At 59.4% G+C, this 23,878-nt stretch carries 27 protein-coding genes and 4 tRNA genes; 14 read left to right on the plus strand and 17 right to left on the minus strand.

What is annotated here, in order from left to right; all coding sequences use genetic code 11:
• Nucleotides 1-9: 9 nt before the first annotated feature.
• Together ACSQ8V_RS04330 and ACSQ8V_RS04335 are read right to left on the minus strand one after the other, a co-directional pair.
• Nucleotides 10-1,380 carry a chloride channel protein gene (locus ACSQ8V_RS04330; RefSeq protein WP_436204999.1) on the minus strand — a complete coding sequence of 457 codons (1,371 nt, stop codon included), beginning with the start codon at nt 1,378-1,380 and terminating at the stop codon, nt 10-12.
• A 308-nt stretch (nt 1,381-1,688) separates the two neighbouring features.
• Entirely contained in the window at nt 1,689-1,868 is a 180-nt protein-coding gene (locus tag ACSQ8V_RS04335; RefSeq protein WP_436205000.1) for a hypothetical protein, read from the minus strand.
• Between the two features lie 195 nt (nt 1,869-2,063).
• Between ACSQ8V_RS04335 and ACSQ8V_RS04340 the strand changes: the two genes are divergently transcribed.
• The gene (locus tag ACSQ8V_RS04340; protein WP_436205001.1) at nt 2,064-3,197 is read left to right on the plus strand and encodes an OpgC domain-containing protein; all 1,134 of its coding nucleotides are present in this window, start codon (nt 2,064-2,066) and stop codon (nt 3,195-3,197) included.
• Between the two features lie 64 nt (nt 3,198-3,261).
• Here the strand turns inward: ACSQ8V_RS04340 and ACSQ8V_RS04345 are convergent, their stop codons facing one another.
• On the minus strand, nt 3,262-4,578 hold the full coding sequence (locus ACSQ8V_RS04345) for an MFS transporter (protein ID WP_213762518.1): 1,317 nt from the start codon (nt 4,576-4,578) through the stop codon (nt 3,262-3,264).
• Nucleotides 4,579-4,697: 119 nt separating this feature from the next.
• On the opposite strand from ACSQ8V_RS04345, the gene ACSQ8V_RS04350 reads away from it, so the two are divergent.
• Nucleotides 4,698-4,829, plus strand: coding sequence for a hypothetical protein (locus ACSQ8V_RS04350; RefSeq protein WP_255631177.1), 132 nt, complete (start codon nt 4,698-4,700; stop codon nt 4,827-4,829).
• Nucleotides 4,830-4,897: 68 nt separating this feature from the next.
• Here ACSQ8V_RS04350 and ACSQ8V_RS04355 read toward each other — a convergent pair whose 3' ends face one another.
• Nucleotides 4,898-5,380 carry an energy transducer TonB family protein gene (locus ACSQ8V_RS04355; RefSeq protein WP_436205002.1) on the minus strand — a complete coding sequence of 161 codons (483 nt, stop codon included), beginning with the start codon at nt 5,378-5,380 and terminating at the stop codon, nt 4,898-4,900.
• 113 nt (nt 5,381-5,493) lie between these two features.
• On the opposite strand from ACSQ8V_RS04355, the gene ACSQ8V_RS04360 reads away from it, so the two are divergent.
• The 5 genes from ACSQ8V_RS04360 (at nt 5,494) to ACSQ8V_RS04380 (ending at nt 6,905) form a co-directional block, all read left to right on the plus strand.
• Complete coding sequence (locus tag ACSQ8V_RS04360) at nt 5,494-5,652, plus strand: hypothetical protein (RefSeq protein WP_436205003.1); 159 nt, start codon at nt 5,494-5,496, stop codon at nt 5,650-5,652.
• A 130-nt stretch (nt 5,653-5,782) separates the two neighbouring features.
• Nucleotides 5,783-6,055 carry a BrnT family toxin gene (locus ACSQ8V_RS04365; protein WP_213762521.1) on the plus strand — a complete coding sequence of 91 codons (273 nt, stop codon included), beginning with the start codon at nt 5,783-5,785 and terminating at the stop codon, nt 6,053-6,055.
• Complete coding sequence (locus ACSQ8V_RS04370; RefSeq protein WP_436205004.1) at nt 6,015-6,293, plus strand: BrnA antitoxin family protein; 279 nt, start codon at nt 6,015-6,017, stop codon at nt 6,291-6,293. Before ACSQ8V_RS04365 ends, ACSQ8V_RS04370 begins: the two co-directional genes overlap by 41 nt.
• A 72-nt stretch (nt 6,294-6,365) precedes the next feature.
• Complete coding sequence (locus ACSQ8V_RS04375) at nt 6,366-6,611, plus strand: BrnT family toxin (RefSeq protein ID WP_436205005.1); 246 nt, start codon at nt 6,366-6,368, stop codon at nt 6,609-6,611.
• 6 nt (nt 6,612-6,617) lie between these two features.
• Nucleotides 6,618-6,905, plus strand: a complete 288-nt coding sequence (locus ACSQ8V_RS04380; RefSeq protein WP_158936422.1) for a BrnA antitoxin family protein — start codon at nt 6,618-6,620, stop codon at nt 6,903-6,905.
• A 61-nt stretch (nt 6,906-6,966) separates the two neighbouring features.
• Here ACSQ8V_RS04380 and ACSQ8V_RS04385 read toward each other — a convergent pair.
• From ACSQ8V_RS04385 to rph, 5 genes are all read right to left on the minus strand, one after another.
• Nucleotides 6,967-7,056, minus strand: a tRNA-Ser gene (locus ACSQ8V_RS04385).
• 112 nt (nt 7,057-7,168) lie between these two features.
• The gene (locus ACSQ8V_RS04390) at nt 7,169-8,359 is read right to left on the minus strand and encodes an MFS transporter (RefSeq protein WP_436206591.1); all 1,191 of its coding nucleotides are present in this window, start codon (nt 8,357-8,359) and stop codon (nt 7,169-7,171) included.
• A gap of 40 nt (nt 8,360-8,399) precedes the next feature.
• Nucleotides 8,400-9,647: a radical SAM family heme chaperone HemW gene (gene hemW, locus ACSQ8V_RS04395; RefSeq protein ID WP_436205006.1), complete on the minus strand. Its 1,248-nt coding sequence runs from the start codon at nt 9,645-9,647 to the stop codon at nt 8,400-8,402.
• Nucleotides 9,644-10,273, minus strand: coding sequence for an RdgB/HAM1 family non-canonical purine NTP pyrophosphatase (rdgB, locus tag ACSQ8V_RS04400; protein ID WP_436205007.1), 630 nt, complete (start codon nt 10,271-10,273; stop codon nt 9,644-9,646). The genes hemW and rdgB overlap by 4 nt, the downstream gene beginning before the upstream one ends.
• Nucleotides 10,266-11,012: a ribonuclease PH gene (rph, locus tag ACSQ8V_RS04405; RefSeq protein ID WP_436206592.1), complete on the minus strand. Its 747-nt coding sequence runs from the start codon at nt 11,010-11,012 to the stop codon at nt 10,266-10,268. Before rph ends, rdgB begins: the two co-directional genes overlap by 8 nt.
• A 348-nt stretch (nt 11,013-11,360) precedes the next feature.
• Here rph and ACSQ8V_RS04410 point away from each other — a divergent pair, with 348 nt between their 5' ends.
• From ACSQ8V_RS04410 to ACSQ8V_RS04430, 5 genes are all read left to right on the plus strand, one after another.
• Nucleotides 11,361-12,293, plus strand: a complete 933-nt coding sequence (locus ACSQ8V_RS04410) for a YicC/YloC family endoribonuclease (RefSeq protein ID WP_158936426.1) — start codon at nt 11,361-11,363, stop codon at nt 12,291-12,293.
• A gap of 7 nt (nt 12,294-12,300) precedes the next feature.
• Complete coding sequence (gene gmk, locus ACSQ8V_RS04415) at nt 12,301-12,966, plus strand: guanylate kinase (protein WP_436205008.1); 666 nt, start codon at nt 12,301-12,303, stop codon at nt 12,964-12,966.
• Between the two features lie 57 nt (nt 12,967-13,023).
• Nucleotides 13,024-13,227 (plus strand): DNA-directed RNA polymerase subunit omega, encoded by a 204-nt coding sequence (gene rpoZ, locus ACSQ8V_RS04420; protein ID WP_031359151.1) that lies wholly within the window; start codon nt 13,024-13,026, stop codon nt 13,225-13,227.
• 62 nt (nt 13,228-13,289) lie between these two features.
• Nucleotides 13,290-15,722, plus strand: a complete 2,433-nt coding sequence (locus tag ACSQ8V_RS04425) for a RelA/SpoT family protein (protein ID WP_436205009.1) — start codon at nt 13,290-13,292, stop codon at nt 15,720-15,722.
• A gap of 117 nt (nt 15,723-15,839) precedes the next feature.
• Nucleotides 15,840-16,331 carry a phage protein NinX family protein gene (locus ACSQ8V_RS04430; protein ID WP_213762531.1) on the plus strand — a complete coding sequence of 164 codons (492 nt, stop codon included), beginning with the start codon at nt 15,840-15,842 and terminating at the stop codon, nt 16,329-16,331.
• Between the two features lie 145 nt (nt 16,332-16,476).
• On the opposite strand, the gene ACSQ8V_RS04435 is transcribed toward ACSQ8V_RS04430, so the two are convergent.
• Together ACSQ8V_RS04435 and ACSQ8V_RS04440 are read right to left on the minus strand one after the other, a co-directional pair.
• Nucleotides 16,477-16,553, minus strand: a tRNA-Arg gene (locus tag ACSQ8V_RS04435).
• A 77-nt stretch (nt 16,554-16,630) separates the two neighbouring features.
• Nucleotides 16,631-16,707, minus strand: a tRNA-Arg gene (locus tag ACSQ8V_RS04440).
• Between the two features lie 139 nt (nt 16,708-16,846).
• On the opposite strand from ACSQ8V_RS04440, the gene greB reads away from it, so the two are divergent.
• Nucleotides 16,847-17,407 carry a transcription elongation factor GreB gene (greB, locus tag ACSQ8V_RS04445; RefSeq protein ID WP_436205010.1) on the plus strand — a complete coding sequence of 187 codons (561 nt, stop codon included), beginning with the start codon at nt 16,847-16,849 and terminating at the stop codon, nt 17,405-17,407.
• Between the two features lie 97 nt (nt 17,408-17,504).
• On the opposite strand, the gene ACSQ8V_RS04450 is transcribed toward greB, so the two are convergent.
• Both ACSQ8V_RS04450 and ACSQ8V_RS04455 read right to left on the minus strand, forming a co-directional pair.
• Entirely contained in the window at nt 17,505-18,656 is a 1,152-nt protein-coding gene (locus ACSQ8V_RS04450; RefSeq protein ID WP_213762533.1) for a porin, read from the minus strand.
• Nucleotides 18,657-19,210: 554 nt separating this feature from the next.
• A complete protein-coding gene (locus tag ACSQ8V_RS04455) occupies nt 19,211-19,468 on the minus strand; it encodes a hypothetical protein (RefSeq protein ID WP_436206593.1) in 258 nt (85 codons plus the stop codon).
• Nucleotides 19,469-19,832: 364 nt separating this feature from the next.
• On the opposite strand from ACSQ8V_RS04455, the gene ACSQ8V_RS04460 reads away from it, so the two are divergent.
• Nucleotides 19,833-20,981 (plus strand): exonuclease domain-containing protein, encoded by a 1,149-nt coding sequence (locus tag ACSQ8V_RS04460; RefSeq protein ID WP_346730448.1) that lies wholly within the window; start codon nt 19,833-19,835, stop codon nt 20,979-20,981.
• On the opposite strand, the gene ACSQ8V_RS04465 is transcribed toward ACSQ8V_RS04460, so the two are convergent.
• The 4 genes from ACSQ8V_RS04465 to ACSQ8V_RS04480 all read right to left on the minus strand — a co-directional run bounded on the left by ACSQ8V_RS04465 (nt 20,978) and on the right by ACSQ8V_RS04480 (nt 23,807).
• Nucleotides 20,978-21,550, minus strand: coding sequence for a chorismate mutase (locus ACSQ8V_RS04465; protein WP_436181025.1), 573 nt, complete (start codon nt 21,548-21,550; stop codon nt 20,978-20,980). The two genes, ACSQ8V_RS04460 and ACSQ8V_RS04465, sit on opposite strands and share 4 nt — an antisense overlap.
• Before the next feature lie 297 nt (nt 21,551-21,847).
• A complete protein-coding gene (locus ACSQ8V_RS04470) occupies nt 21,848-21,997 on the minus strand; it encodes a hypothetical protein (protein WP_213762659.1) in 150 nt (49 codons plus the stop codon).
• A 654-nt stretch (nt 21,998-22,651) separates the two neighbouring features.
• Nucleotides 22,652-22,727, minus strand: a tRNA-Thr gene (locus ACSQ8V_RS04475).
• Nucleotides 22,728-22,781: 54 nt separating this feature from the next.
• Entirely contained in the window at nt 22,782-23,807 is a 1,026-nt protein-coding gene (locus tag ACSQ8V_RS04480; RefSeq protein WP_436205011.1) for a class 1 fructose-bisphosphatase, read from the minus strand.
• Nucleotides 23,808-23,878: the final 71 nt, after the last annotated feature.

The raw sequence follows: 23,878 nt of genomic DNA on the forward strand, positions 1-23,878 counted from the left end.
GCCCGAGCGCTATTTGGTGACTGGCTCTTCGTTCTCGACGGGCGTTTCAGGCACTTCGGGCGATGCCCGGGGCACGGGCAAAGGCAGTGGGGTCATGTAGCGCTGAGCCAACGCTTCGTAAAGCGGCGGTGAGAACAAGCGCGACACCCGGCTCGCAATCAGGGCCGTTGCCATGAGCGAAATCACCAGCGCATGACCGTTGATCATTTCCATCACGATCACGAACGACATGATCGGCGACTGCGTGACGGCCGCCAGATAACCGACCATGCCGAGCGCAATCAGCATCGACAGCTGCATATGGCTGAAGACCATATGCAGCACGTTGCCGAAGCCGGCACCAATCGATAACGACGGCGCAAAGATGCCGCCCGGAATGCCGGGCAGATACGAGCCGATCATCGAGACCATCTTGAGCAGCGGATACAGTGGCGAAAGCTGCTCGTGGCCTTCCAGCAGGCCGCGCGCCTCGGCGTAACCGCTGCCGAAGGTCGTGCCGCCCGACACGAGCCCGATCACGGCGATAATCAGCCCGCAGAGCGTGGCGAACATAACCGGGCGCGTCGCGTGCATCTCGCGCAGACGTGCCGGAATCCATTTGGACGTATTGAGCAGCAACCAGCAAAACAGGCCGCCCGCGATGCCCGTCACGACGGCCGTGAGTACCACGGCGACCGCCAGCAGGTTGGGGAAATGCGCGCTGACGTCGATGGTGCCGAAATAGGTGTAATTGCCGTTCAGGCCGAGCGCGACGATACCCGCGAGGATGATGCCCGTGATCAGCACGCCGCTCGTACGCGCTTCGAAGCTGCGCGTCAGTTCTTCGATCGCGAACACAATGCCGGCGAGCGGGGTGTTGAACGCCGCCGATAACCCCGCCGCCGCGCCCGCCAGCACGAGTTGCCGTTCAATGCGGGCGTTCGAGCGCGGAAACAGTCGCCGCAGGTTGTACATCAACGCCGCACCGACCTGCACTGTCGGACCTTCGCGGCCGATGGTGAAGCCTCCCAGGATTGCGATAAACGAGATCCCCATCTTGGCGATCAGGATGGCCGGCGACAGCAGCCGTGTCCCCAGTCCGGGCGGACTATGCAATACGGCGATGACCTGTGGAATGCCGCTGCCTTCCGAGCCGCGAAAGAACTTTCGCGTGAGCCAGACGGATAACGCGGCCGCCGCCGGCGTGAGAATCAGCGGCAACCAGACATGGTCGTGCTGAACGGTACGAAACGCGTTATAGCCCCAGTCGATGAGCTTCGCGTACAGCACCGCGACGAGCCCGACCGCAATCGCGCCAACCCAGAAAATGCCATAGCGATACCAGAGGCTGCGTGCGCGCCGAAGAGTAAATCGGGGCAGAGAGCGTAACGCGCGAATCATATGCAGTGAGCCATGCGACCGGCTGTCGGCAAAGCGGTGATTATACCGATCTGTCTCAATAATCCAGCCGATTGGTGCCCGGCAACGTACTTGCGAAAGTACTTGCGAAAAGAAAACGGGGCGCAGCTATGAGCCGGCGCCCCAAAACACTCTCGTCGGGGTGGCGAGAGTGGAGAGAGGAATGTAATGAATAAGTAATGTATTATTCGGGCTTTTGAATGGCACGCAAACGTTTCAACGATGACCCAGGGCGATTGAAAGTTTTATCGATTACTGTATTAGACGGGACGTGGAGTGCTTACTAAAGATCAGGTGGTCATTACTTCGAAAGCGACTACGGCGGCAATGGCGCCGACGTTTGCAATCAGCGCCTGCAACACGATTCCGCGCCAGCTCGTCGTCCGGAAACGCACGGCCAGCATGAGTGCCGTGAATAGCGCAATAGCGATTATCGCAACCACATCAGCACTTTGAAGATGAATGCGCATGACGCTGGCCTCATGAATGTTCAGTCTGAGTTGAGTATAGACAGGACGTGCCGGTACGCAAGTTGCACAAAAATAAGCGAAGGCCCGGTCGTTGCATTTATCCAATGATCTGATGGGAATTTTCCGGGCGCTGTCCGTACTAACCCGAACTGATGTTTTCCCGTGCAGGGCGAGCCTTATCCACGGAGCTGCTTTATGAATCCCCCAAATCGCCGTTCTCTCGAAGTGGATTTCTTCAGGGGAGTCGTGCTGCTGGTGATTGCCGTCGATCACATTTCGGGAAGCGTCTTATCCACATTTACACTCCATAGCTACGCGTTCTGCGATTCCGCAGAGGTTTTCGTGTTTCTGGGCGGATATGCATCGGCAGCCGCTTATACAACGCTGGCCGCGAACCGGAGCCACGGGGCCGCCTGCCGCCGCTTCCTGAAGCGCAGTTGGGAGATTTATCGCGCGTACCTTTTCACGGCTGTGATGATGCTGTTGGGCGGCGCGCTGCTCATGTGGCTGCGCATCGATACCCCCATGCTCCAGATCACCGAATGGCCGTCGTTCCTGGCCCGGCCGCTGGGGCTGACGTTTGATATCGCTACGTTGCGGCACCAGCCGTATTTATCGGCCGTATTGCCTATGTACGCCATGTTCGCGCTCGTCGTGCCATTCGTTGTGCCGTTGGCCGAACGTAAGCCGGTGGTCGTGCTGTTTGGCAGTCTCGGCGTATGGCTTTTTGCATCATCGCTCGCGCAATGGCTACCGTCGGCTTACGCGGAAGGGTGGTCCTTCAACCCGTTCGCGTGGCAACTGATGTTCGCGCTCGGTATCCTGGCGCGCGTTCAGCCGATCCCCGCCGAATTCCACGATTCGAAAACCGCGCGCTGGATGACCCGTGCAGCCGTTCTCGTGTTCCTGACGTTTGCGTTCGCGAAGCTGTTCCTGGAGACGCAGGCGCCTCCGGGATATATGAAGCAGAACCTGGCGAGCTTGCGCATAGTGAGTTTTGTCGTCATCGCGTGGCTGTTCGCTCAGGCGGTGCACGCCGGATGGATCAAGGCGCTGGCGAAGAGCTTGCCGAGCGTGGTGAACATCGGCAAGCAGGGGCTGGTGTGTTTTATCGCGGGCGCGTGCATGTCGTTGGTCATCGACACGGCCTTGCGGCTCGTGTCGCTTGGACAATACCAGTGGATCGCGGGGCTGACCGGCGACGCCATCGCGATCGGCAGCCTGATCTGGCTTGCGGCCCTCTGGCGCGACCGTAAGGAGGCGCAGCGGGCGCGGCTGCCGAAACGTCCGCCGGTTCCGGCGCACGCCTCGAACCGGCGTGACAGATGAAAGAGGGGTCGTGAACAAACGCGTGCCGGCAAGTTCGTGAAACCTTGCCGGCACGCAAAACGCGCTACGAAAGCTTGATGTCCCGCGTTTCCCGCATGCACAGCACGCCGAGCAGGCTGATCGCCGCTGCGACCGACACATACCCGCCGACCCACGCCAACCCGCCCCGATTCGCCAGCAATTGCGCAATGTACGGCGCCACCGACGCCCCCAGGATCCCGCCCACGTTATACGCGACACCCGCGCCGGTATAACGCACGTTGGTCGGGAACAACTCGGGCAGCAGCGCGCCCATCGGGGCAAAGGTCACGCCCATCAGGAACAGTTCGATGGTGAGGAACAGCGCGACCGCGTAGGTGTTGCCGCTGCCGAGCAGCGGGGCCATGGTGAATCCCGACAGGATCGCCGCGATACAACCCACAATCAGCACTGGCCGGCGGCCGAATTTATCGCTGGCTAATGCGGAAATCGGCGTCGCGATAGCCATGAAAAGCACCGCGAAACACAGCAAACCGAGGAATTTCTCGCGCGTGAAATGCAGCGTCGAGACGCCATACGAGAGCGAGAAAACCGTCGAGATGTAGAACAGCGTGTAGCAGACGATCATCGCGATCGCGCCGAGCAGCGTGGGTTTCAGGTATTGGCTGAACAGCGTCGCGATAGGCACGCGCACGCGTTCCTTTTTCTCGATCGCCTCGCGGAACGCCGGCGTTTCCGCGATTTTCAGGCGCACATAAAGTCCGAGCGCCACCAGCACCGAGCTGACGATGAACGGCACGCGCCAGCCCCAGCTACGGAATTGTTCGTCGGTGAGCGAGAGCGCCAGTCCAAAGAACAATCCATTCGATGCCAGGAAACCCACCGACGGCCCGAGTTGCGGGAACATGCCGAACCAGCCGCGCTTGTTTTGCGGCGCGTATTCGGTGGCGAGGAGTGCTGCACCGCCCCATTCGCCGCCAAGCCCGATGCCCTGGCCGAAGCGCAGGATGCACAGCAGCACCGGCGCCAGGCTGCCGATGGACGCATAGCCCGGAACGAAGCCGATCAGCGTGGTCGACACGCCCATCACGAGCAGCGAGGCGACGAGCGTTGATTTCCGCCCGATGCGGTCGCCGAAATGGCCGAAGATGAACGAGCCGATCGGCCGCGCGATGAACGCAATACCGAACGTGACGAACGCCGACAACGCTTGCGCGGCGGGCGAGCTATGCGGGAAAAAGACCGGGCCGATAACCAGCGCGGCGGCGGTCGCGTAGACATAGAAATCGTAGAACTCAATCGCCGTGCCGATAAAACTCGCGAAGATCACGCGGGAACTGCTCATTTTCGCGTCGCTTGCGGGCGATGCGGGTAAGGAGCCCGAGGGTGAGGCTGATGACATGGTGTCTCCGGTTCGCCCTTCGTGTCGCGCCCGGGAACGGGGGCGCGCGTCGGGACGCTTTGTATTGAATGCGCAGCGTGCAACGGGCGCCGGGCGCTCGATGCGATGTACGTACGGCGATGAAAACGAACGGCGTTGGACTGCGCGCAGTGTGTCGCGGAGTCGACCGGTCAGGCGCGTCGATCAAGCGCTGGATGGGCGGCGGCGACGGCTTTGCCGGCATGGCCGGCGTGGGGTATCGAAAATTATAACGACCGTGCGCCGTGACCGGCAAGGAAACCGTATTGATGAATGCACCAATAGTTCCGCTCGGTTCCGCTCAATCGATGGTGGTTGCCTGCGGTGAATGGACGCTGCGTAGCTGGAATTGGCCGTTGTCGTTGAAGAGCCAGTCTTCGAACAAATCGAGCTGGCCGTTGCCGTCGAGCAGACGCGCGGGCGGCGTGGGCAATGGCGATGCGCGTCGCAGCGATGTGAGGGCAGTGGCTTCGGCTTCGTCGTCGCCATTGGTCCGGTAGACGGACGACCGGATCACGCGGCCGTTGCGGTCCACGGTGAACGCGACCACGACGAGCGAGCGCAGCATGGCTTGCGGCGTGCCTTTGAGTACCAGCGAAGGATTGCGATCGAAGATGTGTTGCGCGACGCGCACCTTGTACTGGTCGAGCGTCGCGCCGCTCACGGCGGCGGCGGGTTTGGGTTCAAGCGCGCTGGGCGGCGGGGTGATTGTGCAGGCGGCGATGGCTGCCGCGACTGCCATGGTGGTGAGCGCGATACGCGCGGTTTTCAAACGGGAGGTCATGGCTGGCGAAGCTCCACGAATCGTTGCACTCATGCTTAACAATACGCGGGTGGTCCGGGTCTTGCTGCCCCATTTTGCACGTCCACTGCATTTTGATGCGCAAGGAGAGAACCATGAGCAGCGATTCCACTGATGTGAAAAAGCCGAAGCCCGCCGAGCATAGCGATAACGAGGCAAGCAAGATGCCGGATCGTGCCGATGACGACCGTAAGCAGGCGCCAAGCGATAAGCCTGGGAAGAAGCCGGGGGAAGGCGAGCCGGATGTGGGGTGAGGTTTGGCGGTGTGTTGGGTACGCTAGCCCCGCATCGGTGACGACGCGGGGTTTTTTATCGAGCTAAAGCCAATTTTCGTACTAACAAAAAATGACATTGCTTTTGAGTTGATGTTAGTACAATAATTAGATGGGAATTATCTACGACAGCGCGAAGCGCGACAAAACCTTTAGTGAACGCGGACTGGACTTTGAGCTTGCTGCCGAGGTTTTTGCGGGCTTGACGCTGACGCAACCAGACTTGCGCTCCGATTACGGGGAACAACGATTCACGACTGCGGGCTGGTTGCATGGCCGGATTGTCGTGTTGGTTTGGACACCCCGCGGCGCGGACCGCCGCATCATAAGCATGAGGAAAGCAAATGACCGCGAAGCTAAAAGACTCACCCCGCACTTGGGTTGATCCCGACGATGCGCCCGAAATCACCAATGAATGGATCGCTGGCGCGGAGTTACGCGATGGGGGGAAGGTGGTTCGGCGGGGGCGTCCTCTAGGCAGCACGAAGACACCGACCACTGTCCGCCTAGACAACGAAGTACTCGAAGCGTTTCGCGCGACCGGACCGCGTTGGCAATCGCGCCTGAACGCTGCGCTCGCCGACTGGCTGAAGACTCACTCGCCGGACGAACTGGCGTTGTGATGCGCCTCACTTCGATCTTTGTATATACAAAAAGCCTGGCCTGGAGCGAATTTTGTATATACAATTTGATCGATGCAAGTCTCCTTCGATGTGAATAAGAGCGCCCGCAACATCGCTGAACGGGGTTTATCGTTCGAACGGGCTGCTGAATTCAATTTCGAGACAGCGTTGATCGGTTCCGATGATCGGCGTGTTTATAGCGAAGTGCGGTACGTCGCTTTGGGATATCTCGACGAACGCTTGCATGTTCTCTGTTTCGCTGAAACCCATGATGGAATTCGCGTGATCAGTTCGCCAAAGCTAATTCGAGAGAGGTGAATCACTATGCCAGCACGTAAGCCCATGATTGACGAGAGTGGCGAAGTCCGCGAACTGACTGCCGCGGACGTCAAGACGTTCAAGCGCGGTGGCGCTGCGTTACCCGCATCATTGCGAGCGAAGACAGGCGTTCGCGGTCCGCAAAAAGCGCCAACGAAAATTCCGCTATCGCTTCGACTTTCGCCGCAGGTCGTGGAAGCGTTTCGCGCGTCGGGTGAGGGATGGCAGACGCGAATCGACGTGGTTCTGGCCGATTGGCTCAAGACTCACTCGCCGGACGAACTGGCGGTGTGAATGGCTTGGTATGGAGGCGGGAGTTGAAGCAGAGGGTTGCAGACAAGGCGGAGTGCTGTTCTGGCGGAAGCGGTGAGATTCGAACTCACGGACGAGTCACCCCGTCGCTAGTTTTCAAGACTAGTGCCTTAAACCGCTCGGCCACGCTTCCACGTTTCACACACAGCAACTACTAGAAAAGTGCGCTCAAACCGCGCCGCACCTTTCCGGCAAGGCGCGTATTGTAGCGCAACTTTCTCTCGCGTCCAGCAAGCAAGACGGACTCAACCTTCCAACGATCGGGTCGCCCGCAAACCCGGAAACAATCGCATCCATAACAACGCAACGGCGATCGTGCCCACGCCGCCAATCAGCACCGCGGGCACTGCGCCGAACAATCCTGCCGTCATCCCCGACTCGAACTCGCCCAACTGATTCGATGTTCCGATAAACAGCGAATTGATGGCGCCCACGCGTCCTCGCATATCGTCGGGGGTTTGCAACTGCACGAGCGACATACGCACGACGACGCTGATTACATCGGAGGCGCCTAGCGCGGCCAGCGCGATCAGCGAAACGTAGAGGTTCCGCGATAACCCAAACACGATCGTGGCAATGCCAAACGCAATCACGCCGCCGAACAGCGCCGTCCCGGCCCGCTGCCGCAGCGGAAAATGCGCGAGATAAATCGATCCGGCCAGCGCGCCAACCGCAGGCGCCGCGCGCAGGACGCCGAGCGCCCACGGCCCGGCGTGCAGGATATCGCGGGCGAAAACGGGCAGCAACGCGGTTGCGCCGCCAAGCAATACCGCGAACAGATCGAGCGATAACGCCCCCAGGATCACGGGCTTGCGTCGAATGAAGGCGATGCCGGAGAAGAGCGATTCGAATGTCAGCGGCGTGCGCATGCGCACCACCTGTTCGATCTTTATCGATGACAGCACCACCGCCGCCCCAATGAACGCCACCGCCACCGCGCCATATACCGTAAGCGCCCCGAGCCCATAGAGCAGACCACCCATTGCCGGTCCGAGGATCTGCGCCGTCTGGTTCGCCGACGTCGACCACGCGGTCGCGTACTGTAACTGGGCGCGCGGAATCAGGTTGGGCAAGAGCGCGGCCATCGATGGCGACTCGAACGCGCGTGCTGATCCGGCAATGGCAGCGATCAAATAGATCAGCCCCTGGCTGGTGATCCCGCGCCACGTCGCCACGCACAGCGTCAACGCGGCCACGCCCTGAATCGCCTGACAGATGAACGCGATCGTGCGCCGGTCGTAGCGGTCGGCGACATGGCCCACCACCAGCGTGAGCATGAACATCGGCAGGAATTGCGAGAGGCCGACGAGCCCGAGTGCGAACGCGCTGTGGGTGATCGAGTAGATCTGCCAGCCGATTGCCACTGACATCATCTGGAACGCAACCGATGACATCACCCGCGCGCTCCAGAAGAGCGCGAAGGGACGGTGGCGCATCACGGAGCCGGTGGTCAGACTAGGGGCGGGTGCGTCCAATTTAACGCTCTTCCTTGATTTTTATCGAGGGCGTGTCCCTGAGAAAGAGCGCTTGCAGATCGTTGAGAAAATCCTGCCCGCGCTGCGTGGGCGCAATGCGTTCAATATCGCGCGTGATCAAGCCACGACGTTCCGCTTCAACCAGTCCCGGTTCGATCGCGGACATCGCAAGCCCGGTTCGTTCGTTAAACGAATGCACCGGAAACCCTTCCACAAGACGTAGCGTGTTCAGCATGAATTCGAATGGCAGATCGCGCGGCCCGACCTCGTGCTCTTCCTGCACCGCCGCGCCGCCGAGCGCTTCATCCATGTACGTTCCCGGATGTTTGTATCGCACCTGACGCACGATTTTCTGCGGAAACGACAGCTTCGTATGCGCGCCCGCACCAATGCCGAGATAGTCGCCAAAGCGCCAGTAGTTCAGGTTGTGCCGGCTCTTCCTGTGCGGCTTCGCATAGGCCGATACCTCGTAGCGCTCATATCCCGCCGTAGCCGTGCGCTCGTGAATCCAGTCTTGCATGTCGGCGGAGGCGTCGTCATCGGGAACGGGCGGCGGGTACTTGGCGAACATCGTGTTCGGTTCGAGCGTCAGGTGATACAGCGACAAATGCGGCGGCGCAAAGCTGATAGCCGTTTCGATATCCGCCCGGCATTCATCCAACGTTTGCCTGGGCAGCGCGAACATCAGGTCGAGGTTGAAGTTATCGAAGTTCCTGGCCGCTATTTCAACGGCCTGACGCGCTTGCGTTGCATCGTGAATCCGGCCGAGCGCTTTGAGATGCTGCTCGTTGAAACTTTGGATACCTATCGATAAACGGTTCACGCCGCTCGCCCGGAACTGCGCGAACTTCGCGGCTTCGAATGTTCCGGGATTGGCTTCGAGCGTGATTTCGGCGTCGGCATCGAGCGGCAGCAGCGCGCGGGCATCGGAGAGCAGGCGGTCCAGCCCTTTCGCCGACAGCAAGCTGGGCGTCCCGCCGCCGATAAAAATAGTGTGCACCTGGCGGCCCCAGACCATCGGCAACGCGTGCTCAAGGTCGGCGCGCAATGCATCGAGATAACGGTCCTCGGGAAACGTCTCGCCTTTCCATTCGTGCGAGTTGAAATCGCAATACGGGCATTTGCGCACGCACCACGGGAAATGCACGTACAACGACAACGGCGGCAGCGACGTCAGCCGGATACTGCCCGGCGACGTGAACGCCTTGACCACGTTGATCGTCTGAGGACCGCTTGAGCTATTCGTCACGAACCTTCCTTCAACCGCGCCAGCAAATGGCGAAGCGCAATCGCCCGATGACTGCTGGCGTTTTTCACGGCGGGATCGAGTTCGGCGGCCGTTTGTCCGAGCGACGGCACCAGGAAATGCGCGTCATAGCCAAAGCCGTTCGCCCCGCGCGGGGTATCGATGACTTCGCCGTGCCAGCGGCCTTCCGCAATCAGCGGTTCGGGGTCTGCCGCATGACGCACCAGCACGAGGACGGAGAAGAAATATGCGCGCCGATCTGATTCGCTAGCCAGATCATTCACGAGTCGCGCATTGTTTGCGGCATCGCTTTTCTCTCCACCGTTGAGCAATTGCGCATAACGCGCCGAATACACGCCCGGTGCGCCGCGCAACGCATGCACGCAGAGGCCGGAGTCGTCGGCGAGCGCGGGCATTCCCGTTGCCGCCGATGCATGCCGCGCCTTCGCCAGCGCGTTTTCGACGAACGTCACATGCGGTTCCTCGGCCTCGGACACACCCAGCTCGCCTTGCGTGACGAGATCGATGCCGGCGGTACTCAGCAGTGCTGCGAACTCGCGCAATTTGCCGGGATTATTCGACGCGAGTACGACGCGTTTCAACGCGTTATCGGAAGCAGAATCAGACACTGAGCAGCTCCAGCGCGACCTTTTGTTTCGCGATCAGCGTTTCGATACCGCTTTGCGCCAGATCCATCAGCGCGTTCATCTCGGCGCGCGTGAACGGTACGCCTTCGGCCGTTCCCTGTACTTCCACGAAACCGCCAGCGCCGGTCATCACGACGTTCATGTCGGTGTCGCACTGCGAGTCTTCGTCGTAGTCGAGATCGAGCACCGGCTGGCCGTTGTACACGCCGATCGAGATCGCCGCGACGAATTGATTGATCGGCGATTCAGCAATCTTGCCGGCGGCCAGCAGCTTGGTGACGGCATCGTGGGCCGCGACAAACGCGCCCGTGATGCTTGCCGTGCGCGTGCCGCCGTCGGCCTGGATCACATCGCAATCGATATGCAGCGTGCGCGCGCCCAGCTTGTTCAAATCGAATACGGAGCGCAGCGCGCGCCCGATCAGGCGCTGGATTTCCTGCGTGCGTCCGGTTTGCTTGCCGCGTGCAGCTTCACGGTCGTTACGGGTGTTCGTGGCACGCGGCAGCATGCCGTATTCGGCGGTGAGCCAGCCCTGATCACGGCCGCGCAGGAATTCGGGCACGCGCTCGGAAATGCTCGCGGTGCAGATCACTTTGGTATCGCCGAATTCGACGAGAACCGACCCTTCCGCATGCTTCGTGTAGTGCCGCGTGATACGCACGTCGCGCAATTGGCCCACGGTACGGCCGCTCGGGCGGTTGAACGGGGCGGACGGGTTCAGCGTGGAGTCGGTCATGGAGGCGGCAAAGTGAAAGAAACGCAGTGAAAGGAGCTTGGGCTTACGGTAAAAAAAGCGAAAAAATCGCGCCAAGGTTCGAATTTTATCCGTAATCGGAGTGGGCGTCCGGTGCGGCGTCCCGTGTTTATCCGCGCGCGCCGCATTGCGGCATCGCGTTTCCACGGGTGGGATCGGCAAAAATGGGATAATGCCAGCTTCCTCGCCCGGCCAACATTGCCTGCCATTCTCGTGCAGCTTCATACCGGGCGTTTCGAAGCGAACTGACCGTGCAGCGCAAGCAGCAAGCAATAAGCAGCAAAGCCGCCACGGCCTTCAATCACGGACGCGACAATGATCTACAGCATGACAGGCTACGCCAGCGCTACGCGCGAAGTAGCGTCGGACGGCGCGGGCGCCAATGGCTCGGGCGTGGGGGTATCGGTGGAATTGCGCACGGTGAATTCGCGCTTCCTCGATATGAATTTCCGCATGCCCGAAGACGTGCGCGTCTGCGAGCCGCAATTGCGCGAAATGCTGATGAACAAGCTCTCGCGCGGCAAGGTCGATATCCGCATCAACCTGAATCGCGCAGAGCAGACCACCATTGCAGGTGTGCTCAATCGCGATGCGTTGTCGCAACTCGCCGCGCTCGAGCGCTCGGTGCTGGATATTTTCCCCGATGCCGAGCGCATGCGCACCGGTGAAATCCTGCGCTGGCCGGGCATTTTGTCGGAGAGCGGGGTATCGGCGGAAACGCTGCGCGACGCGGTCCTGGCATGCGGCAAGCAGGCGATTGCTGAACTCATCGATGTCCGCGCCCGTGAAGGCGCCGCGCTTAGCTCCGTGCTGATCGCGAACGTGACGGAAATGGAAGCTATTGTGGCGAAGGTCACGCCGCTCGTGCCGGAACTGATCACGAAGCATCAGCAGAAAATTGTCGAGCGGTTGCAGGACGCATTAGGGATTGCGTCGCCGGAAGGCACGCAAACCAGCATCCCGCGCGAGGAAATCGCGGAACGGATTCGCCAGGAAGTGACCATCTACGGCATCCGTATCGACATCACCGAGGAATTGCAGCGTCTCTCCGCGCATCTGGCGGAAACACGCCACGTGTTGCAAAAGGGCGGCAAAGTGGGCAAGCGGCTCGACTTCATGATGCAGGAGCTGAATCGCGAAGCGAACACGCTCGGGTCGAAGGCGGCGGCGAAAGAACTCGCGGATTCGTCGATGACACTCAAATTGCTCATCGAACAGATGCGCGAGCAAGTGCAAAACCTGGAGTAACGCCGCTATGACCGACGCACAACGCAACACCTACGCCGGTGTTTATCCGGGCAACCTGTTCATGGTCGTGGCGCCGTCGGGCGCGGGCAAGTCGACGCTGGTCAACGCGCTGCTCGCGCAGGACGAAGCGATTCGCCTGTCCGTGTCGTACACCACGCGCGAACCGCGTCCGGGCGAGCAAAACGGCGTTCAATACCATTTTGCTTCCGTCGATGACTTCATGGCACGCCTCGCCGCCGGCGAGTTCCTCGAAAGCGCGGAAGTACACGGCAACTACTACGCAACGTCGCGCGTGTGGATTGAAGAGCAGATGAAAAGCGGTCACGACGTGCTGCTCGAAATCGATTGGCAAGGCGCGCAACAGGTCAAGAAACGCTTTCGCAATGCGGTGGAAATCTTCATCCTGCCGCCGTCGCTGGATGCGCTGGAAGAGCGCCTGAAGAAGCGTGGACAGGATGCGCCGAACGTGATCGTGCGCCGTTTGCTGGCGGCCGGAAGCGAGATGGCGCACGCGCCGGAAGCGGAATATGTGCTGATCAACGAGAACTTCGAGCGCGCGCTCGGCGAATTGCAGTGTCTCGTTGCTGCCACACGGCTACGTTTCGGTTCACAGTACGCCCGTCATACGCAGTTGTTTGTCGAGTTAGGCATACACTCGCCGCACGCCGAGTGAACGGGGCTTTCCGGTCACATAAGGTAGAATGAAGAACATATCGAGAAGGAATCAACCATGGCCCGCATCACCGTCGAAGACTGTCTGAAAATGATCCCCAATCGCTTCGAGCTCGCGCTCGCAGCAACGTATCGCGCACGCCAGCTCGCTCAAGGCCATACGCCGAAGATCGAAAGCCGCGACAAACCGACTGTTGTTGCGCTGCGCGAAATCGCAGCCGGCCAGGTCGGCGTCGAGATGTTGAAGAAGGTTCCGGTCTGATTACGGGCCCGGACGTCTACGCGCCTTGTCACTAACCGCGTCAGCAAACCACGGAGGCGACCATGAATCCTGTTCCATCGTCCGTCTCTGTGGACCCGCATAACGACGTCCTCAGCACAGAGCCTCACTCCGGCGCTCATTCCGAAGACCCTGCGCTCGATCATGACAACGCTCATGATGCCGATTCGCCCTCGGCGGCGCGCAAGTACATCGACGCAGTCCTCGAACAATCGTTTCGCCATTTGTTCGGGCCGACTGCCACGCCGGAAAAGCCGCGCCGCCACGACGTAGTTTCCATCGCGAAACTGACCACCGAGCTGGCCGCGTACCTTTCGCCGGAAGAAATCAAGCAGGTCAAGCAGGCTTTCCATTTCAGCGATGAAGCCCATCTCGGGCAATATCGTCAGAGTGGTGAGCCGTACATCACGCATCCGGTGGCGGTCGCGGAAATTTGCGCCAGCTGGAAACTCGACGATCAATCGATCATGGCGGCGTTGCTGCACGACGTGATCGAAGATCAGGGCGTGACTAAGACCGAGATTGCGGAACGTTTCGGGCCGAAGGTTGCAGAACTTGTCGATGGCTTGTCGAAGCTCGACAAGATGGAGTTCCGCAATCGCGAAGAAGCGCAGGCGGAAAACTTCCGCAAGATGCTGCTCGCCATGGCGCGCGACGTCCGTGTGATTCTCGTCAAGCTGGCGGACCGGCTGCACAACATGCGCACGCTGGGCGCGGTGCCGCCGGAAAAGCGGCGTCGCGTGGCGCGTGAAACCATCGACATCTATGCGCCTATTGCGCATCGGCTTGGGTTGAACAACACGTATCGCGAGCTGCAGGACCTGAGCTTCGCGAACTTCAATCCGCATAGGTACGCCACGCTCGAGCGCGCCGTGAAGGCCGCGCGCGGCAACCGGCGTGAGGTGGTGGGCAAGATCCTTGAAGCGGTCCAGCGCACAATTGCGGACGCGAAAATCAAGGCCGACGTGACCGGCCGCGAGAAGACCATCTTCAGCATTTACAAGAAGATGCGCGACAAGCAGTTGTCGTTCTCGCAAGTGCTCGACGTCTATGGTTTTCGCGTGGTCGTGGATACCGCGCTCGAATGTTATACGTGCATTGGCGCGCTGCATGCGCTCTACAAACCGGTGCCGGGCAAGTTCAAGGATTACATCGCCATTCCGAAGGTGAACGGCTATCAGTCGCTGCACACCACGCTCGTCGGTCCGTTTGGTGCGCCTATCGAATTCCAGATCCGCACGCGCAAGATGCATGAAATCGCCGAAGCGGGCGTAGCCGCGCATTGGCTTTACAAGAATGGCGGCGCTGACCTGAACGACGTGCAAAAGCGCGCGCACCAGTGGCTCAAGTCGCTGCTCGACATCCAAAGCGAAGCAGGAGATTCCAGCGAATTTCTCGAACACGTCAAGATCGATCTGTTCCCCGATGCGGTCTATGTGTTCACGCCAAAGTCGAAAATCATGCCGCTGCCACGCGGCGCGACGGCGCTGGATTTCGCGTATTCCATTCACAGCGATCTCGGTAATCAATGCGTCGCGGTGAAGATCAATAACGAGTTGCTGCCGCTACGCACCGAGTTGAAGAGCGGCGATATCGTGGAAGTGATCACGGCGCCTTATTCGAAGCCGAATCCCGCGTGGCTCGGTTTTGTGCGTACCGGCAAGGCGCGTTCGGCCATTCGCCACTATCTCAAGACCATGCGGTTGAACGAATCGGTTCAACTGGGCGAACGGCTCGTCGATCAAAGCCTCAAGGGCTATGGCCTGGCGTTGTCGGAAGTGACGCCTGAGGCCTGGGAAAAGCTGGCGCAATGGACTGGCAACAAGAGCCGCCAGGAAATTTTCGCGGATATCGGCCTGGGCCGGCGCGTGGCCGCCGTGATGGCGAAGCGCATTGAAGTGCTGATGACCGGTCGCGACGACGACGATTCCCCGCGCGAGAGCTTCAGCACGAATACCGCGCCGCCGGTTGTGATCACGGGCACTGAAGGTATGTCGGTTCAGTTGTCTGCCTGCTGTCGCCCGATTCCCGGCGACGACATCATGGGTTACATCGGCATCGGGCTGGGTATGGCTATTCACACCACCGAATGCCGTGTGGCCCAGCGGATTCACAAGCGCGATCCGGGCCGCTGGATTGACGTGGCCTGGGCGCCGCAGCCGGGCCGTCTATTCGATGTAGCCATCAAGGTGCTCGTCAGCACGTCGAAGGGCGTGTTCGCCCGCGTAGCGGCTGATATCACGTCCGCCGATGCCAATATTGTCCACATCGCCATGGACGAGGACGTGACGCAGGAATCCACCGTGCTGCGTTTCGTCATCCAGGTCAGCGATCGCGTGCACCTGGCGAACGTCATGCGGCGCGTGCGCACGAACCCGGACGTGATGCGCATCGCGCGTGAGCGGCCGAGTGACGAGCCGCATCATCGCAACACCGAAGGCGGCATGCGGATCGATCGCGAACGCGGCGATTATTAACGCCTGGCGTTCGCCTCTTGGCGAGAGCGGCTGGCGAGTTCTGAGTCTGAGTCTGAACCGCCGCCGCTGAAACGCGACCTGCGTGCCTGTACCCATTCTGCGTACACAGGGGCACTTATGAAAACATCAGAACTGGAAGGCGCCGAGCTCGACTATTGGGTCGCGCGCGGGCTGCATGACTTCATCCGCGAAATCCATTTCACCGATGGCGGCCAGACGCTGTCCATCCGCGGCAATGACCGTGGCCGGGCATGGGACGGGCGTTTCCTGCCATCGACGTCGTGGGAAGCGGCGTCAGTCGTACTGGAGCGCGCGTGCCGACTGGAGATGAACGACCACGGACGGGGCGAGGTCGTGTGCACGGCGATATTCGGCAAGGCCGGTGCGCAAGTGGAGGGGCGCGGACCGTCGTTGCGTATTGCATTGCTGCGAGCGTTTCTGCTGCATGCGTTCGGAGACACGGTGGACGATGAATTTCCGCATCGTTCGCAAATGCTGCTCGGGGAACGGGCGGAACTGCTGGGCGAGCAGAGCGCAGCGGCGACGGTTGAAGATGCACCGTTGCCGGACGGACGTATAGGCGATATCGGGTCGACTGCGCGGCAGTAAGCAGGTTGCTGCGCCTCGCGCCCTGGTCAGGGGGTCCAGTCCAGCGCACGTCCAGGGGAAGTCGCCGGACCGGCGTGCAGATTTCGCTCGCGCAAACGCCCGCACAAATAAAAAGGGCCTTCCGTGAGGAAGGCCCTTTTAAAACTGGTGCGGCTGGCAGGATTCGAACCCACGACCCCTTGGTTCGTAGCCAAGTACTCTATCCATCTGAGCTACAGCCGCGCATGAAACAGGGTAATACAAAAAGCTGATACAGGAAACGCTTGCTTGAAACAAAACAACTAAACGCTTTGAAGAAGTGGTGCGGCTGGCAGGATTCGAACCCACGACCCCTTGGTTCGTAGCCAAGTACTCTATCCATCTGAGCTACAGCCGCACGCGAGACCAAGAGTATAGCCAAGCTCTCCCAAAAAAGGAAGGGTTACGCCTCGATTTCTGTAATACCGATCTCCTTCGTGTTACCGTGCACAGGAGCTATCTCGCTCCTCTTCACGTTATTTTGAGCGGTTTGCACCATGAACAAAGCATTTGTAAAGGAATCGGACGAGAGCGACGACGATCTCGACCTTGAGCAACCCGCTGGCGTCCCCCCAGGCACCAAGAACTACATCACGCCCGCGGGGCACCAGCGTCTGCGTGACGAACTACTGCATCTGCTGGACGTCGAGCGGCCGGATGTCGTGAAACTGCTTTCCTGGGCGGCGTCCAACGGCGACCGGTCGGAGAACGGCGACTACATTTACGGCAAGCGGCGCTTGCGTGAGATTGACCGGCGGATTCGCTTCCTGACCAAGCGGCTCGACAAGGCGGAAGTGGTGGACAGCAGCCGGCAGGAAAACGTCGATCAGGTGTTTTTCGGCGCAACGGTCGATTACGCCGGCGACGATGGCGAAGTGCACACGGTGACCGTCGTGGGCGTAGATGAAGTGAATCTGGATGTCGGGCACGTGAGCTGGATCTCGCCTATCGCCCGTGCCTTGCTCAAGGCCAAGGTCGGCGATACGGTCACGCTGCACACGCCCGCGGGCGTCCAGCAAATCGATATCCTCGATGTGCGTTATCCGGCGAAGGCCTGAAGCGTTTCATCTGACGCAATAACGTCAGGAACCTCAAGACGAAAAAAAGGCGCCGCAAGCGGCGCCTTTTTCACATCGGTACAACCTTGAACAAGGCTTAGAAGCGGTGACGAATGCCAACCGTTGCCGAGACCTGGTTCGGGGTCGACGACATGCCTACGCCCGTGATCGGAGCGCCCAGGCCATCGCCCAGGTCGATCGCGTGAACGTATTCGCCTTGCAGGTACACGTCGGTGCGCTTCGACAGCGAATAAGCTGTTTGCAGGGCAAACGTATGGAACGAAGGCTTTTCGCCGTCAAGACGTGCGTCCGTGTACGTGTACTCGCCAGCCAGGCTCAATGCCGGGGTCAGCGCGTAACGGCCGTTCAATTCATAGTTATTGAAGCGAGCGTAGCCGCCCGACAGAGCAACGCCTGCGCCGCCGGTCGCGCCAGCCGTGATGGCTGCTGCGTCTTCAAGCTTCGTTTGCGTGAACACGAAGCCAACGGTTGCCGGGCCGAACGCGTAGTTCAAGCCAGCACCGAACGTGCGCTGCAGGCCAGCCACGAACGTGTTGTCAGTCGCGACAGCACCGCCTGTGTTCGAGATTGCTGCAGCAGTGCCAGCACCCGTCACCGAGTTGTTCAGTTGCAAGTAAGCAGCAGCAATATTCAACGGACCGTAGTTGTACGATGCGCCCGCGCTGTAAGCCCGGTTGTTCGAGAACCCGTCAGCCTGGTTCGAGAAGCCGTACATTGCGCCAAACTTGAAGCCGGCGTAGTTCGCGCTCTGATACTTGATCGTGTTGTTGACACGGAACGAGTTGTCGAGGTTGTCGTTGTCGAACGGGTGTGCGAACTGCGTGCCACCGTATTGCGTGCCGGTCAGAGCCAACGGGCCGAGATAGTCGACCACGGAGTCATACTGACGACCCAACGTGACGGCGCCGTACTGGTTGCTCGACAGACCAACGAAGGCTTGACGGCCAAATTCGCGACCACCTTGACCCAGCGTGCCGTTAGCAATACTGAAACCGTTTTCCAACGTGAAGATTGCCTTCAGGCCGCCACCGAGGTCTTCAGAGCCGCGCAGGCCCCAACGGCTGCCGTTCACGGCGCCGCTCGTCATCTTGAAGTTGTGATCGCCGCCTTGGTTGTTCGTGTACGTCAGGCCAGCGTCGATCAAACCGTAAAGCGTCACGCTGCTTTGAGCGTGAGCGGCGGTTGCAAATACGCCCGACAGGGCGGCGACCATGAGAGTCTTTTTCATCTTTGTAACTCCGAGAGCAGTTTGGGTCTGACAACCCAGGCTTGAAGGAAACCTTCACTCCGACGCGCTGCGAGAGGCGCTATCAGGTGATTTCATGTGCCAACAAAAGACACAGTCGTTTCCGGACCAGACGAAGTGTAAAGACGGCGTTACAGCACTGGCATTCCGATTTACGCAATAAAGTATTCTGCGATCGGCAATGATTGAGAAATGTAATCTAAGCCTTTGCTGGCAAGGCTTTGCGGGGGAATGGCGGGGTTGAATGCGCAGTGTCAACAGGGGTTCGTTGCGCAATTGCTACATGCGCCATCGTTAAAATACAACGCCAATAATCCTAGATGTCGATTGTTGACGGAACAGCAATAGATGATTGCCGGATCTGTTGGTGATTACGAGAAGGCGTGCCGTTATACTCAAATCTCTGCTTTCCGAGGCAGACTTTTTCGTTGACGGAAAAGATCTCCAAACCTTGTCGGCGCGACTTCCCAGTCGCGCTTTTTTTTGCCTGAACGGGCTCAATGCCCCGAAGCCTGTTCCAGGCACTTTTTACTTAATTAATTAGCCGCTTCAAGTACTTCTTCCCGCATCGCTTCAGCTTCATTCCCAATTTCGGGTGATTGCGCTTCGTCGCTACTATCGAATGTCAGCAGACTCGATATTGTCCAGTCTTCGATCACATAACGGCGTGCGTCCATTGGCGAGGACAGAAGGTTCTGCCAATGATCGCCATGCCATGCCGGGTCGAAATCCAGAGCTGAATGCGATTCCAATACTGCCTGGGACGCTACCAACGTCCTGATCCACGAAAACATGCTTTTGAGTTCGGTCGTCACAGCAATGACCTCCTTTAAAGTGCTTGCGGTACGCTTTTATGATGCCGACAGCCCATTTCGGTAACAAGACTCGTAAACGCTTACGATTCGATAAAAATAGTTACAAGTTGAGTAAATATTTCCTTCTGCCAGATATGGACGGTTTAATCTGGAATTATTACGTCGGATTGTTCTCTTTTCAGCCGTCGTGATTCAAGAGCGCATGCGTACTAGCGTTCGATGCTCCTTCCTTGCGTCGAACCGGCCCGGAACCGGGTGCCTGAACGGACGTGAGCTAAAATGGCCGATCGATACGCCTTTTCCTGCGCGGATCGCTTCCATTCCTCTTTTAGCGGTCAGCGCCGTGCTCCCAATCGTTACTACTAATAGTGTTAGCTCAGAACCGCTGGTTTTCGTCGATCTCGAAACCACAGGCGGCGCCTTCGGCGTGGATCGCATCACTGAAGTAGGCGTGGTCGAGGTCGGACCGGCCGGCGTGACGCAGTGGAGTTCGCTCGTCAATCCGCAGCAGCCGATTCCGTTCTTTATCCAGCAACTCACCGGGATCAGCGATTCGATGGTGCGCAACGCGCCGACGTTCGAAGCGATCGCGCATGATTTGCTGGCCCGTCTCGACGGGCGGCTGTTTATTGCCCACAACGCGCGGTTCGATCACGGCTTCCTGCGCAGCGAGTTCAAGCGGGCCGGCATCAAGTTCCAGCCCGACGTGTTGTGCACGGTCCAGTTGTCGCGCGCCATCTATCCGGCGCAACGTAGGCATGGGCTCGATGCACTGATCGAACGGCACGCGCTCGTGCCTGCGGCGCGCCACCGCGCGCTTGCCGACGCTGACCTGCTCTGGCAATTCTGGCAGCACCTGCATCGTGCATTTTCTGCCGATGCCCTGCATGGCTATATAGAACAGGTTGCCCGGCGTTTCCGGCTTGCCGGAGATATTGACGAGGACACCATCGAACAGATTCCGGCCGGCTGCGGCATCTACGTGTTTTATGGCGAGGACGACGTGCCGCTGTATGTTGGACGAAGCGTGCGCTTGCGCCAGCGCGTGCGTGCGCATCTGTCGGGGGTGAAACGTTCGGCCAAGGATCTGCGCCTCGCGGAGCTCATCCGGCGTGTGGAGTGGACCGCGACGGGCGGCGAGATCGGCGCGATGCTGGTGGAAGGGCGCTCGGTCGCACGGTTGCGTCCTGCACATAACCGGCTGTCCAAAGCGCGTCGCGATGACCCGAGTCACGCGCCCTGGACCTATCCTGGCGCCATCGCGATAGAGGAAACGGATGCGACGACCAGCGCGCGGGTGTGGCATGTCGTCGATGCCTGGCAGTATTTCGGCATGGCCGGGTCGCTCGACGAAGCCGCGCAACTGCGCGCGGCAGCGCCTGCGGCATGCTTCGAGTTATCGACGTACCGCATTCTCAGCGAACGTCTGTCGCGCGGACTGACAATCGTGCCGCTTGCAGCCACCGCGTGCCTGTCAAGCGAGCCGGTCTAGCCGACCGCACCCACGCCACCTGACGCGCACACATGCGACAACGCGCGTGCGAGCGGTGCGTTTTGGGCGGAATCGTAGCGGGTGAGATGTTTCCAGCGCGCGATGCTGTCGGCCAGTCGCACCGGGCAGTCATCGGCATGGCGCAACGGCTCCACGCCCGCTAACGTGGACAGTAACGCGTTGGTCACGCGATCGAGCTTCGGCCGGGTCTCGCGGGCGAGGTCCGGTGGTGTCCCTTCTGGCGCACGCAATTTCCGCCAGTTATCGAAGAGGGCGTTCTGCACGTCCTTGCTCGCCTCGATCTGATCACGAAAGAAAGCTTGTGCAAACGCCGGATCGATGCCGGCGGATTTCGCGCGGCTATCGATAACGGCCAGCAACGCGGCTTCACGGGGTTGATCGGTGATGGGCTCGTGACGCGCCCATTTCCAGCGCGCGACCGGCTCGGCGAGCGCCAGCCGTTGTGACGACAACGCAATGAGATTCGTGAAGGGCGTGTCGTCGCCATCAGCGAGAGCCGCCGAGGAACAAGCGGTGATGGCAATAACAAAAGCAGCCATGGAAGCCATGGCGCGGAGAACTTGCAGAAGGGAATGGCGAAGCATGAATACCGGAGCCAGAGCGAGAAAGCCGCAGCTTAACGTATGACGCGCGGGGCGCGCGTATGGCAATTGATGAGGCGATCGTGAAACGCGCCACGCTCGTGGCGTTATTAGGTGAACCGGTCCGGCTATTCCGGTCGTGCTATTAATACCCGCGTGCGAATCCGGCGCTGCTGCAAAGGCATGCTGCAACGATCAAGTGTGCAGAAACCGCGGCTTGCATAACATCTGCAAACACCGTGGGCGTACTGCGCATTTCAGCAATTACTTCGGGTCGCACAGGTTACGTTGTTCGTCGAAGAATGCCTGCACGTATTCGGGCAACTCTGCGAGGAATTCGACCCCGACCGGTTCTTGATCCGGACATTGCACCTTGTCGGGCGTCGGGATTTTCGTCGGCTTGGCGTCCATCATTTTCTCTCCTTGTATAGGTCGATTATCAATCTCGACTCTGGCTTCGCGCTAGCGTCGAATGCGCGGCTGGTGCATTTCCACGTTTCTGTGTTGCTTTAACGGAACACCCTTGGCGTGACTTAAGGCTGTGATAATTCATCGCGCTGCAGCCGATATTTTTCTCTGCCTCAGGATTCGTTCGCCAACTTGTTTTTCGAGCACTTCCACCTGATTAACTCGTCACCCGCTTATTGCTGATCTTTCCGGCACCTGACAGCCGCAGCGGCAAATATTTCGCAATCTACTTCAAAGTACATGGCTGACTGCCGGGCTGTTTCTGTGTTCGAAAATGCGAGTCGTTGCTTAAAAAACGAGTCTCCTTAATAGTGATAACGGCACGATTCAGTTGCGGTTGACCGTTTTACCTATCTTTAAAAAAATTTAACACTTCGCTGTGTCTGAAAGCGCACGTATTCATGCAAACGAATGTTCGCAAATCACGCGGGAAGAAAGCATCGGGGAAACGACGGGAAGTTTATGAATTACGCTCACTTAAAGTTTCACTTTAAGTACATGAACTTACCGATTGATCTTCAAGATTAATTTTGAGATGAGGCCGAAAAATTAAAAAACCCGCGAAGCCTGGAGGCGATGCGGGTTTCTTGAAATGAAGCTTGGTGCCGGAAAGAGGAATCGAACCCCCGACCTTCGCATTACGAATGCGCTGCTCTACCGTCTGAGCTATTCCGGCATCAGAGAAACGAGATTATAAGGACCTTCCGGCGAGTTTGGCAACACCCTACTGTCAATTAATTTCCGAGTGATAGCGTGTCACGCGTTCGACCTCGTTTTTCGATCCGAGGAACACCGGCACGCGCTGATGCAGGTTGGTCGGAACGATGTCGAGGATGCGCTGCTCGCCGTCCGTCGCAGCGCCGCCGGCCTGTTCGACGATGAACGCCATCGGATTCGCTTCGTACAACAAGCGCAGCTTGCCCGGACGATCGGGCGTGCGTTTGTCGGCGGGGTACATGAACACGCCACCGCGGTTCAGGATGCGGTGCACGTCCGCGACCATCGACGCGATCCAGCGCATGTTGAAGTCGTCCTTGCGCGGGCCGTCCTTGCCTTCGTTCAGCTCGTTCACATACTTTTGCACCGGTCCGTACCAGTGACGGCTATTCGATGCGTTGATTGCGTACTCGCGCGTGTCGGCGGGAATCTGCATGTTGCTGTGCGTGAGTACCCACGAACCCAGCTCGCGATCGAGCGTGAAGCAGTTCACGCCGTGGCCGGTGGTCAGGACGAACACGGTTTGCGGACCATAGACCGCATAACCTGCCGCGACCTGCGCCGAGCCCGGCTGCATGAATGCCTGTTCGCTCGGCTCCGCGCCGTCCGGGCATCGAAGCACTGAAAAGATCGTGCCGATAGACACGTTCACGTCGATATTCGACGACCCGTCGAGCGGATCGAACGTGAGCAAATAGTTGCCCTTCGGATAGCGGTTCGGAATGGGGAAGATCTTTTCCATTTCTTCCGACGCCATCGCGGCCAGGTTGCCGCCCCATTCGTTGGCTTCGAGCAGGATTTCGTTCGAGAGGATGTCGAGTTTCTTCTGCACTTCGCCTTGAACGTTCTCGCTGCCGGCGGTACCCAGCGCTTCACCTAACGCGCCCTTGCTCACTTGATAGCCGATCTGTTTGCATGCACGTGCGATCACTTCGATCAACAGCCGCAGGTCGGCGGGAAGGTTTTGATGTTCCCGCTGCTGCTCGATCAGATACTTGGTCAGCGTCGTGCGACGGGAAATGGATGAGGGGGTCGACATTGCGTTGGGCTCCGGGAGCGTTAGACGAATGCCTCAGATTCTACCCGCTCGGAATGTGTCTCCCGATGTCG

Source organism: Caballeronia sp. LjRoot31 (assembly GCF_964253885.1).
Taxonomy (GTDB): domain Bacteria; phylum Pseudomonadota; class Gammaproteobacteria; order Burkholderiales; family Burkholderiaceae; genus Caballeronia.

Coding starts and splice junctions, on each gene's coding strand:
- ACSQ8V_RS04380 (WP_158936422.1), top strand. CDS start 6,618: ATGCCAGCACGTAAGCCCATGATTGACGAGAGTGGCGAAGTCCGCGAA.
- ACSQ8V_RS04365 (WP_213762521.1), top strand. CDS start 5,783: ATGGGAATTATCTACGACAGCGCGAAGCGCGACAAAACCTTTAGTGAA.
- ACSQ8V_RS04360 (WP_436205003.1), top strand. CDS start 5,494: ATGAGCAGCGATTCCACTGATGTGAAAAAGCCGAAGCCCGCCGAGCAT.
- ACSQ8V_RS04345 (WP_213762518.1), bottom strand. CDS start 4,578: ATGTCATCAGCCTCACCCTCGGGCTCCTTACCCGCATCGCCCGCAAGC.
- ACSQ8V_RS04470 (WP_213762659.1), bottom strand. CDS start 21,997: ATGATGGACGCCAAGCCGACGAAAATCCCGACGCCCGACAAGGTGCAA.
- ACSQ8V_RS04355 (WP_436205002.1), bottom strand. CDS start 5,380: ATGACCTCCCGTTTGAAAACCGCGCGTATCGCGCTCACCACCATGGCA.
- ACSQ8V_RS04430 (WP_213762531.1), top strand. CDS start 15,840: ATGAAAACATCAGAACTGGAAGGCGCCGAGCTCGACTATTGGGTCGCG.
- ACSQ8V_RS04335 (WP_436205000.1), bottom strand. CDS start 1,868: ATGCGCATTCATCTTCAAAGTGCTGATGTGGTTGCGATAATCGCTATT.
- ACSQ8V_RS04390 (WP_436206591.1), bottom strand. CDS start 8,359: ATGCGCCACCGTCCCTTCGCGCTCTTCTGGAGCGCGCGGGTGATGTCA.
- ACSQ8V_RS04330 (WP_436204999.1), bottom strand. CDS start 1,380: ATGATTCGCGCGTTACGCTCTCTGCCCCGATTTACTCTTCGGCGCGCA.
- ACSQ8V_RS04375 (WP_436205005.1), top strand. CDS start 6,366: ATGCAAGTCTCCTTCGATGTGAATAAGAGCGCCCGCAACATCGCTGAA.
- ACSQ8V_RS04370 (WP_436205004.1), top strand. CDS start 6,015: ATGACCGCGAAGCTAAAAGACTCACCCCGCACTTGGGTTGATCCCGAC.
- ACSQ8V_RS04480 (WP_436205011.1), bottom strand. CDS start 23,807: ATGTCGACCCCCTCATCCATTTCCCGTCGCACGACGCTGACCAAGTAT.
- ACSQ8V_RS04465 (WP_436181025.1), bottom strand. CDS start 21,550: ATGGCTTCCATGGCTGCTTTTGTTATTGCCATCACCGCTTGTTCCTCG.
- greB (WP_436205010.1), top strand. CDS start 16,847: ATGAACAAAGCATTTGTAAAGGAATCGGACGAGAGCGACGACGATCTC.
- rpoZ (WP_031359151.1), top strand. CDS start 13,024: ATGGCCCGCATCACCGTCGAAGACTGTCTGAAAATGATCCCCAATCGC.
- gmk (WP_436205008.1), top strand. CDS start 12,301: ATGACCGACGCACAACGCAACACCTACGCCGGTGTTTATCCGGGCAAC.
- ACSQ8V_RS04455 (WP_436206593.1), bottom strand. CDS start 19,468: ATGTTTTCGTGGATCAGGACGTTGGTAGCGTCCCAGGCAGTATTGGAA.
- ACSQ8V_RS04450 (WP_213762533.1), bottom strand. CDS start 18,656: ATGAAAAAGACTCTCATGGTCGCCGCCCTGTCGGGCGTATTTGCAACC.
- ACSQ8V_RS04410 (WP_158936426.1), top strand. CDS start 11,361: ATGATCTACAGCATGACAGGCTACGCCAGCGCTACGCGCGAAGTAGCG.
- ACSQ8V_RS04340 (WP_436205001.1), top strand. CDS start 2,064: ATGAATCCCCCAAATCGCCGTTCTCTCGAAGTGGATTTCTTCAGGGGA.
- ACSQ8V_RS04350 (WP_255631177.1), top strand. CDS start 4,698: ATGAAAACGAACGGCGTTGGACTGCGCGCAGTGTGTCGCGGAGTCGAC.
- ACSQ8V_RS04425 (WP_436205009.1), top strand. CDS start 13,290: ATGAATCCTGTTCCATCGTCCGTCTCTGTGGACCCGCATAACGACGTC.